The 17,666-nt window shown below is 70.4% G+C and carries 16 protein-coding genes; 6 read left to right on the top strand and 10 right to left on the bottom strand.

Translation table 11 applies throughout. The features are described 5' to 3' along the window. Positions 1–2: 2 nt before the first annotated feature. On the bottom strand, positions 3–377 hold the full coding sequence (locus BM085_RS02790; RefSeq protein WP_093885455.1) for a SchA/CurD-like domain-containing protein: 375 nt from the start codon (positions 375–377) through the stop codon (positions 3–5). A gap of 207 nt (positions 378–584) precedes the next feature. Between BM085_RS02790 and BM085_RS02785 the strand changes: the two genes are divergently transcribed. Further along, on the top strand, positions 585–2,180 hold the full coding sequence (locus tag BM085_RS02785; RefSeq protein WP_093885454.1) for an FAD-dependent monooxygenase: 1,596 nt from the start codon (positions 585–587) through the stop codon (positions 2,178–2,180). Between the two features lie 109 nt (positions 2,181–2,289). Here the strand turns inward: BM085_RS02785 and BM085_RS02780 are convergent, their stop codons facing one another. The 4 genes from BM085_RS02780 to BM085_RS02765 all read right to left on the bottom strand — a co-directional run bounded on the left by BM085_RS02780 (position 2,290) and on the right by BM085_RS02765 (position 5,788). Further along, positions 2,290–3,072, bottom strand: a complete 783-nt coding sequence (locus tag BM085_RS02780) for an SDR family NAD(P)-dependent oxidoreductase (RefSeq protein WP_031160157.1) — start codon at positions 3,070–3,072, stop codon at positions 2,290–2,292. A gap of 28 nt (positions 3,073–3,100) precedes the next feature. Further along, a complete protein-coding gene (locus BM085_RS02775; RefSeq protein WP_093885453.1) occupies positions 3,101–3,802 on the bottom strand; it encodes an SDR family NAD(P)-dependent oxidoreductase in 702 nt (233 codons plus the stop codon). 69 nt (positions 3,803–3,871) lie between these two features. Further along, entirely contained in the window at positions 3,872–5,071 is a 1,200-nt protein-coding gene (locus BM085_RS02770; protein ID WP_093885452.1) for a cytochrome P450, read from the bottom strand. Between the two features lie 48 nt (positions 5,072–5,119). Further along, on the bottom strand, positions 5,120–5,788 hold the full coding sequence (locus tag BM085_RS02765) for a TenA family protein (RefSeq protein ID WP_093885451.1): 669 nt from the start codon (positions 5,786–5,788) through the stop codon (positions 5,120–5,122). A 198-nt stretch (positions 5,789–5,986) separates the two neighbouring features. Here BM085_RS02765 and BM085_RS02760 point away from each other — a divergent pair, with 198 nt between their 5' ends. The 4 genes from BM085_RS02760 (at position 5,987) to BM085_RS02745 (ending at position 10,825) form a co-directional block, all read left to right on the top strand. Then, positions 5,987–6,739: an SDR family NAD(P)-dependent oxidoreductase gene (locus tag BM085_RS02760; protein WP_093885450.1), complete on the top strand. Its 753-nt coding sequence runs from the start codon at positions 5,987–5,989 to the stop codon at positions 6,737–6,739. Between the two features lie 1,097 nt (positions 6,740–7,836). Continuing rightward, entirely contained in the window at positions 7,837–9,702 is a 1,866-nt protein-coding gene (locus BM085_RS02755; RefSeq protein WP_093885449.1) for an AfsR/SARP family transcriptional regulator, read from the top strand. Between the two features lie 431 nt (positions 9,703–10,133). Beyond that, positions 10,134–10,445, top strand: a complete 312-nt coding sequence (locus BM085_RS02750) for an antibiotic biosynthesis monooxygenase family protein (protein ID WP_245789078.1) — start codon at positions 10,134–10,136, stop codon at positions 10,443–10,445. Further along, positions 10,442–10,825, top strand: a complete 384-nt coding sequence (locus tag BM085_RS02745; RefSeq protein ID WP_093885448.1) for an antibiotic biosynthesis monooxygenase family protein — start codon at positions 10,442–10,444, stop codon at positions 10,823–10,825. Before BM085_RS02750 ends, BM085_RS02745 begins: the two co-directional genes overlap by 4 nt. Before the next feature lie 413 nt (positions 10,826–11,238). Here the strand turns inward: BM085_RS02745 and BM085_RS45660 are convergent, their stop codons facing one another. The 4 genes from BM085_RS45660 to BM085_RS02725 form a co-directional block, all read right to left on the bottom strand. Further along, complete coding sequence (locus tag BM085_RS45660; protein ID WP_093885447.1) at positions 11,239–12,711, bottom strand: FAD-dependent oxidoreductase; 1,473 nt, start codon at positions 12,709–12,711, stop codon at positions 11,239–11,241. Positions 12,712–12,773: 62 nt separating this feature from the next. After that, complete coding sequence (locus BM085_RS02735) at positions 12,774–13,373, bottom strand: nitroreductase family protein (RefSeq protein WP_093885446.1); 600 nt, start codon at positions 13,371–13,373, stop codon at positions 12,774–12,776. Between the two features lie 20 nt (positions 13,374–13,393). Next, positions 13,394–15,253 (bottom strand): asparagine synthase (glutamine-hydrolyzing), encoded by a 1,860-nt coding sequence (gene asnB, locus BM085_RS02730; RefSeq protein WP_093885445.1) that lies wholly within the window; start codon positions 15,251–15,253, stop codon positions 13,394–13,396. Between the two features lie 70 nt (positions 15,254–15,323). Further along, on the bottom strand, positions 15,324–15,518 hold the full coding sequence (locus tag BM085_RS02725; RefSeq protein ID WP_081937925.1) for a ferredoxin: 195 nt from the start codon (positions 15,516–15,518) through the stop codon (positions 15,324–15,326). 177 nt (positions 15,519–15,695) lie between these two features. Between BM085_RS02725 and BM085_RS02720 the strand changes: the two genes are divergently transcribed. Further along, a complete protein-coding gene (locus BM085_RS02720; protein WP_093885444.1) occupies positions 15,696–16,730 on the top strand; it encodes a methyltransferase in 1,035 nt (344 codons plus the stop codon). Positions 16,731–16,743: 13 nt separating this feature from the next. On the opposite strand, the gene BM085_RS02715 is transcribed toward BM085_RS02720, so the two are convergent. Further along, entirely contained in the window at positions 16,744–17,589 is an 846-nt protein-coding gene (locus tag BM085_RS02715; protein WP_093885443.1) for an NAD(P)H-binding protein, read from the bottom strand. Between the last annotated feature and the right edge of the window lie 77 nt (positions 17,590–17,666).

Below are 17,666 nucleotides of genomic sequence, written 5' to 3'. Positions count from 1 at the left end.
TATCAGGCGCGCTGCCGGGGCACCGACAGCTGGATGACGCAGCGCAGCATGCTGCTCTTGAACGTCCGGACGAACCCCTCGACCGTGGTGGTGTCGCGCGGCGCGTTGAGGTACGGCCTGAGCTTGCGCTCAACCTCCTGGACGCCCGGCTGGGCGGCCATGTGCCGCGCCACCGCGTCCAGGTCGCCTTCGAACTCGATGAACCGCACCAGCAGGCTGTCCCTGATGAACACCGCGGTGGCCAGGATCCGGCCGGCCGCCCTGCCGTCGGCGCCGGGGACCACAGCGGATTTCGGCCGCTGAAAATCGCTGAAGACCTCGGCGACCCTGTCCTCGTTCCCGCCCTTTATGTCATAGGTGATCGCTACGAACGGCATCGCATTCTCCCTCGGCATCCGTCGATGTGCCGAGAATGCGCGACCTGGCTCGGATGCGGCTCGATCGGCGGTCGGCCGCGGGCGCCGGTCAACCGCCCCAGCGATGTTCGAGCCGGCCGTGCAAACCTCACAAAAGGAAGGCTGGAGGTCGAATATGCCGAGCAACCGGCTGGCGCGCTGGGAAAGCACCGGAAAAGGGGGGGCGAGATGACGGCGCATGACGAGACCACGCCGGTCCTCATCGTCGGCGGCGGATACGCGGGCCTGGCGTCCTCGCTGTTCCTGTCGCATCACGGTGTGCGCTCGGTGCTGGTGGACCGCCATCCGGCCGTGTCCATCCAGGGCCGCGCGCGCGGGATCAACCAGCGGACCATGGAGATCTACCGCCCGCTCGGCATAGAGGCGCGCGTCAGGGAGGTCGGCCGGCCCTTCGACGGGGAGGCGGGCGTGGTCCGCTGCGAGAACCTCGCGGGCGATTGGAACTGGATCCTGGAGGAGGACACGCGCGGGGCACTGCCCGAGCTGACCGCCTGCGAGTTCGGCATGGCCGACCAGCGCAGCGTGGAGCCCATCCTGATCGACGCCGCACGCGGCGAAGGCGCCGACATCCGGTTCGGCACGCGGTGCGTCTCGGTCGAGGCGGACGCCGGCGGCGTCACGGCGGTGACCGAGGACCGCGGCACCGGGCGACGGCGCACCGTGCGGTCGGACTACCTCATCGCGGCCGACGGCTTCCGCGGCACCATCGGGCGGCGGCTGGGCGTCGCCCGCTCCGGACCGGGTGTCACCCAGCACTGGGTGACCTTCGTCGTCGAGGCCGACCTGTCGGAGATCGTACGGAAGAGGGCCCTGTTCTGGATCGTCGTCAACCCCGAGATCGGGCTCGGCTCGTTCCTCACCACGGCGGTCCCGGACCAGTGGGCGATCAGTGTCGCCTACGACCCCGGGAAGGAGTCGGCGGCCGACTTCACGCCCGAGCGGTGCGCCAAGGTGGCCAGGGCGGTCATCGGCCGGGACGTCGCCGTCAGGATCCTGGACATCGCGAGCTGGGAGGAGGCGGTCGGGGTCGCCGACCGGTTCCGCAGCGGCCGGGTCTTCCTCGCCGGGGACAGTGCGCACGTGTGGCCGCCGGCCGGCGCGATGGGGGCGAACGCCGCCGTGCAGGACGCCCACAACCTGGCCTGGAAGCTCGCCGCCGCGATCAACGGCTGGGCGGGCGACAGCCTGCTCGACTCCTACGGAGCCGAGCGCCGTCCGGTCGCGGAGGCCCTGGCCGACATCACCGTACGGCGCCAGCAGGCCCGGTTCGGCGGCGATCCGGACGGCGACGACGTGGACGACGTGCTGTGCACCCTCGGCCAGCGGTACCGGTCCTCGGCGGTCGCCGGCGCCGGGCACGACACGGTCTACGGCGACAAGCTGGAACAGCGGGCCGTCCCCGGCACGCGCGCGCCGCATCTCCGGCTCGGCCTGGACGGCGGCACGATCGCCGTGCACGACCTCTTCCACGACGCCTTCGTCCTGCTCACCGGGTCCGCCGGCACCGCGTGGACGGACGCGGTGCGCGAGGTCGCCGGCCGGACCTCCGTCCCGCTGCGGGCCTACCGCGTCGGCCCGGCCCCGGCCGGCGCCGAACTGGTCGACCTCGACGGCAACTGGCAGCCCCGTTACGACCTCGGCCGTGACGGCGCGGTGCTCGTCCGCCCCGATGGTTACGTGGCCTGGCGGAGCGCCTCCCCGGGCGGAGACCCCGCGGCGCTGCTCACCGGCGCGCTCCACCGCCTCCTCGGCACGGCGGGCTGACCCGCGGGCGACGGCGACGAACGCCGCGGCCGGAGGCGGGCTGGACACCCGCCCGCGGCCGCGGCGTTCACACCGCTCGCAGGACGTCACCGGCGCGCGGCGAGGCCTCTCACGCCGGACGGTTGTAGTGCGCCGGAGGAGCCATGCCGGCATCGATCGTGTAGTCCGAACCCGTTATGCTCCGCACCCTGCCGGACGCCAGCAGCACCACCAGTGCCGCCACCTCGTCGGGCTCGATTATCTTGCCGGTGGACAGCCCCGCCATCTTGGGGACCGACGCGAGAAACTCCTCCGGTGACAGCCCGGCTCGCCGCGCGATCTCCGGATTCGTCCAGAGCCGGGTCCGTACCGGTCCGGGAGAGATGGTGTTGACGCGGACGCCCAGCGGGCTGAACTCCGCGGAGAGCGCCTTGCCGATGTTGGCGAGCGCGGCCTTGGCCGCGGAGTAGTGGGCGAGGCGGGGATCCACCATGCTCGCGTTCATCGATCCGATGTTGACGATCGCGCCGTTGCGTTCGATCAGGCTGGGCAGCGCCGCGCGGGTCGCCCGTATCGTGGTGAAGACGTTGAGCTCGAACGTGTGCTGCCAGACCTCGTCCTCGATGTCGAGGAAGCCGGCCGCCAGCTTCACGCCGCCGCCGACGTTGTTGACGAGTATGTCGACGCCGCCGAACTCGGCGAGCGCCCGTTCCACCAGCAGCTGCGGCCCTTTCGGGGTGACGAGGTCGACCTCGAACACGTGCGGGGTGGCGGCGAGCAGCTCCGGGGTGATGGTGCGCGCCCCGCCGAACACGTCCGCGCCCGCCGAGGCGAGTGCCTGTACGACCGCCAGCCCGATGCCGGCGCCGGCGCCGGTGACCACGGCCTTCTTACCGGAAAGGTCGAATTCCATGCCGTCTCCTGTTCTTGGGACGCGGGCCTCAGCCTTGGCCGCGTTTCTCGGTGAGGAACTGCCCGGTCGGCCCGCCGTCCGGAAGGGTCGCCACGTCGGCGATGAACCGGGCCGCCTCTTCGGGCGTGGTCTGCTGGGTCGGCATCATCCTGGTGCGCACCCGTCCCGGGTTCACCGCGTTCACCAGCACCCCCGACCCGGCGGTCTGGGCGGCCAGCATCGTCGTGAGCCCGTTCAGCGCGCTCTTCGATATCGAGTAGCCGGGCGCGCCGGTGAACAGGGCGCCGCCGAACTCGGCGGTGGTGCCGCTGGAGATCAGCACCACGCGGCCCCACCCCCGGCCGACCATGGGCGGCACGAACGCCTGCGCCACCCGCCACGACCCGAGCAGATTCACCCGCAGCGTCCGCTCGACGAGTTCGAGCGGCACGGCCAGCGGATCGGTGCCCGCGTCCAGCAGCACGCCGGCGTTGCACACCAGCACGTCGACCGGGCCCGTCTCCTTGGTCAACCGGCTGACGCCGTCCGGATCCGTGACGTCCAGCTCGTGCGGGCGCGCGCCGGGACCGATCTCGGCGGCCGCGGCGCGGGCCTCGTCGGCGTTCCGCGCGGTCACCACCACCCGCAGGCCCCGGCCGTACAGCTCGGCGGCGACCGCGCGGCCGATGCCGCGGTTGGCTCCGGTGACAAGAGCGGTGCGCCGCCCGGCCGCCGCGCTGCCGTGAGTCATCCGTTTACCTCCATGGGGTAGCGGGCCGGTCGCGTTCCGGAGGGGCCGGCGCCGGCTCGGATCATCCGGTCACCAGGTGACCGGGATCTCGCTGAAGCCCTCCATGAATCCGCCGAGACCCCGGGGCAGAGCGTCGGCGGGGACCGCGAGGCGGATGTCCGGGAACCGGCGCAGCAGGCTCTCGGTCGCTACCTGGAGTTCCATCCGGGCCAGCGCCGCACCGACGCAGTAGTGGATGCCGGCGCCGAAGGTCATGTGGTGGTTCTCCTTACGCCGGATGTCCAGCGTGAAGGGGTCGGTGAAGACGCTCTCGTCCATGTTGGCCGACTCTTCCGACAGCAGGACGCTGGACCCGCTCTTGATCATCGTGCCGTCGGACAGCTCGATGTCCGTCAGCGCGTAGCGCAGCGTGCCGATCGAGGACCCCATGATCTGTGTCCGCAGCAGTTCCTCCACCGCCGACGGCACCAGCGAGTAGTCGGCCCGGATCTCCTCGACCAGATCCCGCCGGTGCAGCAGCACGGCGGTCCCGGTGCCGATCTGGCTCGCCGTGGTGACGTAGCCGGCGATGAGCAGACTCTGCGTCCAGAAATGCAGCTCGTGCTCGGAGAGCCGGTTGTCGTCCTCGTCCCGCGCCTTGATCAGAGCGCCGATCAGGTCGTCCTCCGGATCCGCCCGCTTGGCGGCGATCAGCTCGACGAGGTAGTCCCACAGGCCCTTGCGGCATTCCTCGACCTCCTGCGGCGGCAACTTGGTCACCGACAGGAATCCGTCCACCAGCCCGCGGAACTTGTTCCTGTCCTCCGGCGGGATGCCGAGCAGCTTGCAGATCACCAGGATCGGCAGCGGGAAGGCGAGCGCCTCGTTCAGATCGACCGGCCCCCGCCCCTGCGCCATCTTCTCCACCAGGTCATCGGTGACCGCCCGCGCGAACGGGCGCAGCAGCTCTATCCGGCGCGCGGTGAACGCCTTGGTCACCAGGCCGCGCATCCGCGTGTGGTCCGGCGGGTCGGCGTCGATCTCGGGGTCGACGAACAGCTCGTTGTCGGCGGAGATCCTCGCGACACCCGGCCTGGCTATGTTCTTGCTCAGCCGTTCGTCCGCGAACAGCCTCCTGACGTCCTTGTAGCGGGTCACCATCACCGCCGTGTCGCCGCTGGGCAGCCTGACCTCGACGAGGGCCTTCTCCCGCAGCCCGCGCAGCCCGTCGGGGACCTCCATCGGCGGCGTCCACTGGAAGGGGTAGGGGATCGGACTTCTGGTGTTCATCTCGCTGGTGACCTTTCTCGTCGGCTGCGCGTGTCCGGGACCCACGTGTCACACCGGCCATGAGGGCTGTCGTATGCAGCATTCGGCGAATGCCCATTCGTAACGGACGCTGATGGAGAACTGCTCGACGAGCAGCCGACGCTCCCGGGCCGAGCAGCTCTCGCCGGCCCGGTCGACCATGTCGAGGAACGCCCGCACCGCGTACCCGTAGGACTCGCCCGGGTGGTAGACCTCGATCCACGGCAGGTAGCGGGAGCCGGGCACCGCGTTGTCCCTCAGGTTGTCGGACACCTCGGCGTTGAACCACACCATGGGGAGCAGCGCGCCGATGCCCGCGTAGAAGGACCGCGCGCCGGCGGCCGCGAAGAACGACATGTGCGCCTGGGTGGCCGGGTCCGCCGCGAGCCGTACCCCGAGTTCCGGCAGGCCGAGCTCGCCCGCCAGGGTGGTGTATGCCTGGCGCAGCCTGTCCCTGGCCGTCAGCGTGCCGGCGACCGACTGCCCGAGCAGGAGCGTGTCCGCGTCGTCCGGGGCGACCGCCGCGCACCGGGCCAGGGCGCGGGCGTAGGCGGGCAGCAGGAACCCGGTGTCCTGCCGGACGAAGCGGGCGAGCGCCTCCGCCGGCAGCGAGCCGTCCCGGAGGCCGGACCAGAAGGGGTGGTCCTGCACCTTCCGCAGCAGCGGGTCCCTGATCTCCATGAGTTCTTCCTGCAGCATGGGCCTTCCTCCGTCACGGTGCGGACTCCGGTGGGGACGGTAGCGGCCCCTGCTTGACGCCTCCTGGAGTTCCGGCCCCGGCGCACCCGGCCGGCGCGCTCCAGCCTTCTTCGAGCCCGGCGACGGAGAGTGATGACTGGCATGTCCTCGATGCCGGGCAGCAGACACAGCCGAGCGGCGGAGCCGGAGGAATACGCGATGGACCTTGGCCTGGAAGACAAGCGGGTACTGATCACCGGCGCCACCCGCGGCATCGGCCTCGCGACCGCGCGCGTGTTCGCCGAGGAACGGGCCCGGGTCGCCATCACCTACCACACCTCCGACGCCGCGGCCATGCGCGTGGTCGAGGAGCTCGGTGGCGACGACCGTGCGTGCGCCCTCCGGTGCGACCTCGCCGATCCGGCCTCCATCAGGGAGGCGGTGGGCGCGGTCGAGAGCCGCTGGGGCGGAGTCGACGTCGTCGTGGCCAACGCCCAGACGTGGGTGTGGGTCAACCCCGAGGACATGCCCGCCTACCAGGACTTCCCCATGGACTACTGGCTCGCCCGGTTCCGCGAGAACGTCGAAGGCCACATGTGGACCGTCCGGCAGGCCCTGGGCGGGATGCGCGAACGCGGCTGGGGGCGGATCGTGCTGCTGTCCTCGGTCACCGCGACCCACGGGAATCCGGGCTCGGAGCTCTACAGCGCGGCCAAGGCGTCGCTGCACGGGTTCGCGCGGGCGCTGATGTGGACCCGGGACGGCGTGCTCGCGAACGTGGTCGCGCCCGGAGGCACGCTGACGGAGAGCCTTGAGGCGGTGGCCCCGGAGCTGCTGGAGCAGGCGGCGCGGGAGACTCCGAGCGGGCGTCTGAGCACCGCCGAGGAGGTCGCGCGCGTGATCGTTTTCCTCTGCTCCGAGGCGAACGGCAACATCAACGGCGAGGTCGTCCACACCGCCGGCGGGCGCTGACCGGTCAGGGAGCCGGCATCCGGCTGCGGCGGCACCGGCCCTGAACGCGGCGGCGCGTGTGCCCGGCTGATCGTGGCCGTCCTCGATCGGCCGCGGCGGATCGGCCGGCGCGATGCCGTGTCACGCGGTCGAGCGTTAACACGGCGGATCGCGGAGACCAACCGATGTCGTGAGCCGCGGCCTCAACCGGCCAGGCCCGTGGAACTCGTCGGTTGTTTGTGCTTACGCTACATTTCACATGCCACGATCATCACATTTACCGTGTTCTTGATCCAGCGCGAATGATTTGTTGGCACACCCCGTCTTCCAGCGGATATATCACACAGTAATCGCTCGACTACGTCCTGACCGTAAAGCCGCTCGAAATCGGCGGCACCACCGGACCTGCCAGGCATCCCGAGGGCGACGGGCACCCCACCCATGCGGCATGAACCCGTAAACCCGCCCACCATCAGCGCAAATGCCCCATCGACCATCGGCCGGAAACGGACATCTTCCCCGCGGACATCAAACACCCCGCCCGAAACGACCGCAGAGAGCGACCCGCGATCACACTCCGCTTATCTTGAGCTTACGCTCAGCATGCCGTTTTGTCGCATCCGATATTATCGCGGAGCGGAGTCGGATCAGGACAGTCGGCGCATTCTAGACGGCATATTGAAACGGGGAAGAATGCGACTAGGCTTGGCCTCGGGTCGACCTGGAAGCAACATCCACCATCACTGCGACCCGACTATGGACCGCACGCATATTCACCTGACAGATCCTTGACCCGACCGCTGTACGGCACGGCCGACGTCGCGACCTCCGGGACTCCCCCACCCGGAAACCCGCCTTACCCGGAGCGGAGCCGGACGGGCCGGCACGCAGGCCACCAAGGTCAAACGACCCGGGACCGCGACAGACGCCCGGTGAAGATCGTAAATGACCGGGACTGGGCGATATCTCGAAACAGGCAAGAAACGGGGGCGAAACGGGGATGGAAAACACAATGAGGTCAACTAGGCTTCGAGTGTATTTCTAGTGGGGCGAGGTTAGCATCCTAGGCGTGTGCTCATTGTGAACATATGTGAACATATGTGATCGGAGGGGGCAAAATGGGTTTCTGCATTCTCGGCCCGCTAGCCGTAACCCATGAGGGCCGGGATATCACTCCGACGGCACCCAAAGTTCGTCAGGTTCTGACGTTTCTTCTGGTGCGCAGGAATCAGATTGTGCAAGTCAGCGAATTCGTCGATGAGCTATGGAGCAGTCATCCGCCGGACAGCGCCATGACGACTCTCCAGACCTACATCTACAAGCTCAGAAAAGACGTGCTGGACCCTTCCGGGCTGGCCCGCCTGCACACCCAGCCGTCCGGATACCTCCTTGACGTCGCCGACGAGGCCATCGACGTCTGCGACTTCGAACGGCTGTCGCGGCAGGGACGCCTCGCGCTGGAGAAAGGCGACCCGCTGCACGCCAGCGAGCTGCTGACCGAGGCGCTGAGCCTGTGGCGCGGTCAGGCACTCGTCGGCGTCACCGCGGGAGAGATCCTGTCCGCCCACGTGACCCGCCTGGAGGAGAACAGGCTGCGGGCGCTGGAGATGCACATCGAGGCGGACATGCGACTGGGGCGCTACCAGGAGCTCATCAGCGAGCTGAAAGTGCTCGTCTACACCTACCCCCTCCACGAACGTTTCCACGGGGACCTCATGACGGCCCTGAACCGGTCCGGGCGCCGATATGAGGCGCTGGAGGTCTATCGGCAGCTGCGTGGGGTGCTGATCGACGAGCTCGGGCTTGAGCCGTCCACCGCCATGCAACGCCTCCACCAGTCACTGCTGAGCGCCGACTCCGCCGGCCCGGCCAAGGCCAGGCCGGTCCCGCCGGTGGCCACCGCCACGCGGTACGCCGCCACCTTGACCGTCCCGGCACAGCTACCGCCAGACATCTCCGACTTCACCGGCCGGACTGAACCTCTCGCTCACATCCGCCGGATACTCGCCGCCGGCCAGGACAACCGCACCACAGCCCGCGCGGTGTCGATCTGCGGCATGGCCGGAGCGGGGAAGACGACCCTGGCGCTGCACGCCGCCCACCTCAACCGGGCGCAGTACCCCGACGGGCAGCTCTTCGCGGACCTGCGCGGCGCCTCCGCCACCCCCACACCGCAGACCGACGTCCTCGCCAGCTTCCTGCGCGCCGTAGGCGTACCCGACCACCAGATCCCCCCCTCCCTGGAGGAACGCAGCAACCTCTTCCGCACCTGGAGCAACGGCCGGCGGGTCCTGGTCATCCTCGACGACGCGTGCGCGGCCTCCCAGGTCGCCTCACTGCTGCCCGCCACCCCCCAGTGCACAGTGATCATCACCAGCCGCGAGGGACTGCAGAGCCTGCCCGGCGTGCAGACCGTGGAACTCGGCGTCATGAACCTGACCGAAGGCGTGGAGCTGCTCGGCCGCATCATCGGGACCGACCGCGTCGCCGCCGAGCGGGAGCAGGCCGAGAAGATCGTCGATCTGTGCGGGCACCTGCCGCTGGCGCTGCGGTCCGTCGGCGCCCGCCTGGCCGCCGCACGGACCTGGCCTCTGCAGAAGATGGCGGCGCTGATCGAGTCCGGTCCGGCCCCCCTCGACCAGCTGCGGTTCGCGGAGTTCGACGTGCGGGCCGACTACGACGACACCTACTTCCGGCTCGATCCCCACGATCGCAGCGCTCTCCGTCTCCTCAGCCTGCTCCCCCCGCAGGACTTCACCGCCGCGACAGCCGCCGGCCTGCTCGGCAGCGCCGCCGACGCCGTAGAGGCCCAGCTCACCCGGCTGGTCAGCTGCCACCTGCTCGACGTCAAGTCAGAAGGCGGCATCGACGGCATCCGCTACGAAATGCACAAGCTCACCCGGCTCTACGCAAGGGAACGGCTGAACCGCGAGTTCATCCAACCCGAGATGAGCTCTCCCCCGCAGCACGACCACTCCGCCTGAGGCTCCCAGCGGACCTCTCCGTCGCAGGCCGGCGGCCGTACGGCTCGAGGGTGGCTTGAGGGGGCCGCTCGGCGGAGGGGCGGGAGGGTGCGCGGGGTCAGTGAGCTGCCAGCGATCGACCAGCGGGACGGGGTCTGCTTGTCGGTGACGGCCCGCACCATGGCCGCCCGCTGGAAGGCACGCGCTCACCTGCCGGATCCGGCAGCCCGAGGGAGGAACACACCATGTCCACACCACAACCGGCACCACCGTCCGAGGCACCGTCCACATCGCCGTCCGCGTCACAGCCCGAGACGCCGTCCGCATCGCCGTCCGGGGCACAGCCCACACCGCCGTCCGAGGCGTCGTCCGGGTCTCTGTCCGCATCGCCGTCCGGGTCGCCGTCGGAGTCGCCGTCGGAGTCGCCTTCGGGGTCGCCCGAGGGGTCGCCGGTGTTCCGTGTGCTGTTGCGGATGCAGATCCGTTCGGGCATGGAGCGGGAGTTCGAGCGGACCTGGCTCCAGGTCGGCAGGGCGGTCACCGATCATCCGGCCAACCTGGGCCAGTGGCTGTCCAGGAGCCAGGAGGAGGAAGGGGTGTACTACATCGTGAGCGACTGGGCCGACGAGCGGCGTTTCCGGGAGTTCGAGCACAGCGAGGGGCACCTGGCGCACCGCACCAGGCTGCACCCGTTCCGCTCGGGCGGATCGATGACGACCATGCGGGTGGTGTACGCGATGACCGGCGCCGGGGCGGGCCTGTGACGTCCGACGGTCCCGCCCCCGTTCCTGCCTCCACCTCCGCCTCCACCACAGCGAACGGCGCCGGCGGATCCGGAGCCTCGCGGGCCAGGGTGCTGATCTACACCGCCGCGCCCTCGGAGGAGCCCGGCGCCGTCGAAGAGGCCTACCACCAGATCAGCCGTGACCTCGCGGGCACGCCGGGCCTGCTCGGCAACGAGCTGCTGCGCGCGGCCGACGACCCGGCGGCGTTCGTGGTGATGAGCGAGTGGGAGAGTCTCGCCGCGTTCCGCTCGTGGGAGGAGGGCGCGGCGCACCGCGGCACCACGACTCCGCTCCGCCGCTACCAGCGGGCGCCGGACGGCAGGCCGTTCGGCGTCTACGAGGTGACCGCCGTCTACTGAGCCGCACGCCGGCCCGGAGCCGCCCAGGTGAACGCGTCGTTCTCGGCGGCGACGCGCGCCGAGGCCCCTGTTCCCGCTGCCGGGCAGGGGCGGCGTGGATCCTCCCGGCGCGGCGTACGGCAGGCGGAGCACGACGCGGCCGGATGCCCGGCTCCGGGTGGCCGGGACGTGATGCTCCCACCACCGCGTCGTCCTTCTGATACGTGACGGTGCCGGGAGGGAACTCCCGGCACCGTCATGTCGCACGTCAGAGCGGGGGTTCCGGCGGAGGCCGCCGCCCGGCTCAGCGCGGAGGCCCGTCTCCCGGCCTACCGCGACTCCGCCCTCGCCCCCGTCCGGGGTGAAGCCTGCGATTCAGGTGGAGACCCGTCTCCCGGCCTCCCCCGTTCCCGTCCGGGGGTGAAGCCTGCGGTTCAGGCGGTGGATCTCGGCCGGGCCGCCAGGACGATGGAGCGCAGCTCCTGGCGGTCGGGCCCGGCCTTCGGGGCCGGCGCGGAGGTGGGCGGGTCGTGGGCGCGCCTGGCCCCCGGGGTGATGTCGGGGCTGTCGAGCACGGCATCGGCGGGGCCCGCGAGGTTGACCCGGCGGCAGAAGGCCCGGCCGACTTCGAGGTCGAAGAACACCCCGGCCGAGACGGCCTCGGCGATGAGGTGCTGGCGTTCCATCTCGGCCCGGTCGTGCTCGGGCACCTCCTGCCCTGTGTGGCGGTAGATGCGGGCCCGGTCCATGGCGGCCGACTCCCGGTAGACGGCGTCGGCCTCGCTCGCGGTGGCGGCGTCATAGGCGAGCGCCACGGCGACCGGATCCGGGTCGTGACGGGCGACGGCCTCCGCGGCGGCGAAGGCGTAGGTGAGTGCCATCGACGCCCCCCAGCCGTAGGCGGGGTTGGTGGTGCACAGGGCGTCGCCGACGGCGAGCAGGCCGAGCACGATCGGATGGCCGTCGACCACGTAGCGCCGGCGGACGTTGTGGTGTCCGCCCATGGTCTGGACCTCGTTCACGGGGGTGGCGTTGGCCGGGTCGATCCAGGGCGCCACCTCCTCGATGCTGCGGGCGGTGGCCTCCCATGCCCACGTGTGGCGCAGCAGCCGCATGTCCCTGTCATCGGGACGGGCTTCGAGGCAGATGGCGAAAGTGTCGTGGTCGCCGGGGAAACCAAGGTACATGACGCTTTCGAGCTCTCCCCGCAGGACGGCGACAGCGGTCTTGGGCAGGGCACAGCCGGGGGTGAAGCGGTAGTAGCGGCTGAAGTAGACGGTCTGGCAGTCCTGGAGGTCGGTGCGGACGTGGGCCTCCTCGGCCGCGAGCCACCGGGACACGGGTGAGCGCCGGCCGCCGCAGTCGAGCACCAGGTCCGCGTCCAGCTCGCGGCCGTCGGCCAGGCGGACCCCCGTGACCCGCGGCGGGCCGCCGGGGGACCGTTCGAAGCACAGCCCGCTCGCGACCTCGGGACTGAGCAGGCGGATGCCCGGTTCGGCTTCGGCGCTGCGCCGCAGGGCGAGCTCGAAGGCCGACCGCCGGGCCCACACGACGGTGAACTCGTCGTCGGAGGGCTGCCAGAGGTCCGGGGCGACGAGCTGCTTGAAGACGTTGATCTCCTCGATGCCGTCGGCCCGGAGCCGTTCGAGGACGTCGGGCGCGTGGGCCGCCAGCAGGCTGCGGGCCCGGGCCGAGAAGCCGTGGGGCAGGCGGAACTGGGGGACGCCGCGGCGTTTCCACGCCAGGAAGGGGTCCTGGTCGCGGCCGGCCGGCGGCGGCGGGTCCCGCTCGATCAGCGTGACCGGATAGCCGCGCCTGGCCAGGGCGATGGCCGCCGCCAGGCCGGCGATGCCCCCGCCGAGGACGACGATGCGCCGGTCCGCCGGAGTTGCCGCAACTTTCCGCACAGTTGTCGCTCCCTATCCGATGATGTCCCTGGACGCCGCCGTCTCGGCCCGCCCGGCCCGGCCTACCGGCGCCACTCGATGAGCTCGTCGTTCGGCTTGCGGAAGACGGCGTTCGCGGGGATGGGCAGGGAGCGGCCGTTGTCAGGGTGCCCGACGGTGAGGACGCCGGCGAGGGCGACGTCGTCCGGCAGGCCGGCCACCTGTGCCAGGGCGGCCAGCTCGTCGGTGTAGACGGAGCTGAAGTACCCGGTCGCGAGTCGCTCGTTGATCGCGGCGAGCTGCAGCAGCATGAACAGCGCGCCGCAGTCGAACCACCAGAACGGCACCGGCCAGGGAATCTCCGTGTATCCGGGCCGGACCTGCTCGGCTCCCCCGTAGCGCTCGTGGTAGGAGTTCTCGCGCGTGCCGACGTAGATGTGCACGGGCGCCTCGGAGATCCACGGGGGGAAGCCCAGCTCGACATACCGGCCCTCGGCGATGTCGGCGGCCTGCTGCCTGAGCTTGGCGTCGGTGACGACGACCAGCCGGTGCCCCTGGCTGAACCCCGCGCTGGGCGCGCGGCGCAGCGCCTGCAGGATGCGGTTCAGCGCGTCGTCGGACACCGGCTCATCGGTGTAGCTGCGCACCATCTGGCGCCTGCGCAGCACATCGGCAAAATCCATGCTTGACCACCTCGCGGATGTCAGATCGCCAGCTCTACGTTGTAGTGCCTCAGCCATGTGTTGAACTGCAGTGCCATCTCGATGTGCATCCTGCTCACCCACTCGTGAGCGATGCTCGAGGGATGGTCGAGTGTGTGCCGTACCGCGTCGGTGTCCAGGAACGGCAGGGCCGGTGACGAGGGGTCGGCGACCAGGGCGGACAGCTCGTCGTGCAGCATCTTGGTGTAGGCCGGGTCCTGGGTGACCGGCCACGGGCTCTTCGTGCGTTCCAGGACGGACGGCGGCACCAGGTCGCGCACCGCCGCGCGCAGGATGCTCTTCTCCCTGCCGTCGAAGGTCTTGAAGCTCCAGGGGGTGTTGTACATGTACTCGACGAGCCGGTGGTCGGCGTAGGGCACCCGCAGTTCGAGGCCGTGCGCCATGGAGAGCCGGTCGTCGCGGTCGAGCAGCATGGGCAGCCACCGCGTCAGCGTGACGTAGCCGACCGAGCGCATCCGCCGCTCCTTGGCGTCCTCCCCGTCCTGGTGCGGCGCCTCGGCCAGCGCCTGGCGGTAGTGGTCGGCGTAGTAGTGGTTCATGTCGAGCTTGCGCATGAGCCCCTGGTCGAAGAGTCTCCTGCCCTGGCCCGTGGGAGAGCCCTGCTGGCGGGTTTCGTTGGCCACCCACGGGAAGACGTCGGCGTCGAGCAGGTCCGGGTTGTACATCCAGTTGTATCCGCCGAAGATCTCATCGGCCACCTCCCCCGCCAGCGCCACGGTGGAGTGGGTCTTGATCTGGCGCGAGGTGAGGTAGTTCGAGGTGTCCATGTCGCCGAGCGTGGTCGGCATGTCCTGCGCCAGCAGCACCGCCAGACGCGTCTGCGGATCCATCAGGTCCTGGGTGTTCAGCATGATCTTGACGTGATCGGAGCCGAGGTGCCGGGCGACCTCCGCCGCGTACGGCTCGTCGGGGGAGAACCGGACGTCGTCGGGCTGGAAGTTCCTGGCGTAGTCGTCGAAGGTGGTCACGAAGGTCCGCACCCGCTCGCCGTCCAGCTCCCGGCGCCATTTGGCGGCGATCGCGGTGATGGCGCTGGAGTCCACGCCCCCGGAGAGCGCCGTGCACAGCGGGACGTCCGCCTCCAGCTCGCGGAGCACGATGTCCTCCAGCAGCGAGCGGACCTTGGTGATGGTCCCGTCGAGGTCGTCGGTGTGCGGCCGCGCCTCCAGCGTCCAGTACGTCCGGTCCACCACGCCCCCGCGGCCGACGGTCAGCGTGTGACCTGGCAGCAGTGCCCGCATGTCACGGAAGACCGACTGTCCCGGCTTCTTGGCGGTGGCGAAGAGCTCCTGGAGCCCTTCGACGGCGACGACCGGGCGGACCAGCGGGTTGGCCAGCAGTGCCTTCGGCTCGGACCCGAACAGGATGCCCTCGGGCAGCCGGGTGTAGAACAGGGGTTTGACGCCCAGCCGGTCGCGGACCAGGACGAGCTCCTCGCGGCGCAGGTCCCAGACGGCGAAGGCGAAGATGCCCTCAAGCCGCTTCGCGCAGTCGGGCCCCCATTCGAGGTAGGAGCGCAGGACCACCTCGGTGTCGCTGCGGGTGCGGAAGCGTTGCCCCCGCGCCTGCAGCTCGGTCCGCAGCTGCTTGAAGTTGTAGACCTCGCCGTTGTAGACGATCACCGCGACGGGACGGCCGTCCTCCTCGACGGTCAGCGGCTGTGCGCCGCCGGCCGGGTCGATGACGGCGGTGCGCGTGTGCCCGAGCGCGACGTCGCCCCTCACCCACAGCCCCTGGTCGTCCACACCCCGGTTGGCCAGCGTATCGGTCATTGCCTGCAGCGTCGGCCGCTCCCGCGTCAGGTCGCGCCCGAAGTCCACCCAGCCGGCGATGCCGCACATCCACGTCTCCTTCGGTTGGTTCCGCAGCTCTCCACAGCATGCGGCCGGTGTTTCCAGACGCCCTCGACGATCACTCGACGTGTATCGACCTGGTCGGGCAGCCACGCGCCGCGCTCCGGACGTCTTCGTGCAGCTCAGCGGGGGGATTCGGGTCGATGACCTCGACCGTGCCGTCCTCGTCCTGATCGAAGACCCTGGGCGCGCGGTAGACGCACATACTGCTCACCGCGCACGTTTCCTTGGTCGCGCTCACGTGCATCGCCATCACCGTTCCCAAGGTCGTCGGTACGTCGCCAGGAGTACTGTGCGACCGGATCTTCGTGCCGGGCTCGAGAACCGGTGTAGCGGCCGCCGGCGGCGGTCGCGGGCCTTCGAGTGATGTTCCAAGGTGGTGCGGCACGATCGCGGCGTTGTGGTCGGCGATGGGAAAGGAGGCCCGCCGATGGTGAGCACAGCCCCCGGCATCGGCTCTGTGCACGGCATTCTCCGGCTCGGTAATGCCTTCTGCCAGGCGCAGGCGTTGCTCACGGCGGTCGAGCTCGATCTGTTCACCGTGCTGCACGACGACCCCGCCACCGAGCAGGAGATCATCGGTCGGCTGGGGCTGCACGGCCGCGGGCTGCGCGACTTCCTGCGACTGCTGGTCGCGCTCGGCCTGCTGGAGGAGGAAGAGGGCCGTTACCGCGCGGCCGCCGGCCCGGACCGCTACCTCGTCAGCGGGCTGCCCGGCTACGTCGGCGGCGCCCTGCTGGGGGCCAAGGCTAACCTGTACCCGGTCTGGGACGGGCTGACCGAGACGCTGCGCAGCGGCCGGCCGCGCTCGGCTGCCGACGGTTTCGCCGCCATGCTGGACGATCCAGAACAGTTGCGGCGTTATGTGCGCATGATGGAGGGCACGCTGCGGCCGCTCATCCCGCTGCTGGCCGAGGCGGTCGACTGGTCGGGATACCGTTCGGTGCTGGATGTCGGGGGATGCCGCGGCGGCCTGGCGGGGCAGCTCGTCGTCACGCACTCCGGGCTGGCCGGGCACGTATTTGACCTGCCGCAGATGGAGCCGCTGTTCCGGGAGCACATGGCCGAGCTGGGCACGGCCGGGGCGGTGCGCTTCCACGCCGGAGACTTCTTCCGCGACCCGCTGCCCCGCGCCGATGTGCTGATCCTCGGGCACATCCTGCACAACTGGCCGCACGGGCAGCGGGAGGAGCTGGTGCGCAAGGCTTTCCGGGCGGTCAACCCCGGTGGAGTGCTGCTGGTGCACGACCGGATGCTGGACGACGAGCACCCCGACATCGACAACCTGCTGGCGAGCCTCATCATGGCGCTGGTCACCGAGGAGGGCTCGGAGTACACGATCGGCGAACTGACCGAACTCGCCGGGGCCGCCGGTTTCGCCTCCGTGAGTCACCGGCGGCTCGACGACAACGAGACGCTGGTCCTCTGCCGCAAAGCCGGCGTCCGGCCGCCCTCGCGCGGCTGATCTCCCCGGGAGGTCAGCCGCGGAGTTCCGTCAGGTGCCGGGCCAGCCAGGAGCCGAACGTCGCCGGTGGGCGGCCGGTGATCTGCCGCACGGTGGGTTGCGGCGTGCCGCCCCGTAGCGGGCCGGGATCCGCCATCGAGGAGAGCAGCCCGTCCACGAGCTCCGGCGGCATCCCCGCGCGGATCATGCCGTTCCTGGCCTGCTCCGGATCGACGTCGACGAACTCCAGCGGGCGGCCGAGCGCGGCGGAGACCCTGGCCGTCTGCTGGGGTGCGGTCAGCGCCTCGGGCCCGGTGAGCTGGTAGGCCTTCGCGTGATGGCCTGCCGTCGTCAGGCAGGCGACCGCGACGGCGGCCACGTCCTCCGGATCGATCACTGCCCGCCGGACCTTTCCGTAGGGCTGGTAGACCCTGTCCTGCGACGTGATCGACGATCTCCACTGCAGCACGTTCGACATGTATCCGGCCGGGCGCAACGCCGTCCATTCGGCCCCCGACTCCGTGAAGGCGTTCTCGGCGGCCGCGTGCGCCGCTCCGTAGGAGTCGGTCACCGGCGCGTTGGCGGCGACGGACGACAGCTTCACCACGCGGCCGACGCCGCACCGGCGCAGCGCCGCGGCCACGGTGAGTTCGTGTGCCAGCGCGTCGGGGCTGGTCGCCACGTAGACGCCGTCCGCGCCGGCGAGCGCGGCGAGCACGGTGCCGGGGTCCTTGAGGTCTCCCGTCACGACCTCCACGCTCTCATCGAACCGGGCGCGGGCGGGATCGCGGGTGAAGGCGCGTACCCGCTCGCCGGCGGCCACCAGCCCGGTCACGACGTGCCGTCCCACATTGCCGGTGGATCCGAACACCACAATCATCGGTCGCCTCCTTCGGCGGAACTCTCCAGACAGGTCCTCGGCCGGTCACGGCGGGCACGCCGCCCTTCCACGGTGAA

This window comes from Streptosporangium canum (assembly GCF_900113865.1).
GTDB classification, from domain to species: domain Bacteria; phylum Actinomycetota; class Actinomycetes; order Streptosporangiales; family Streptosporangiaceae; genus Streptosporangium; species Streptosporangium canum.
This window is presented reverse-complemented; position numbering and strand designations above follow the sequence as displayed.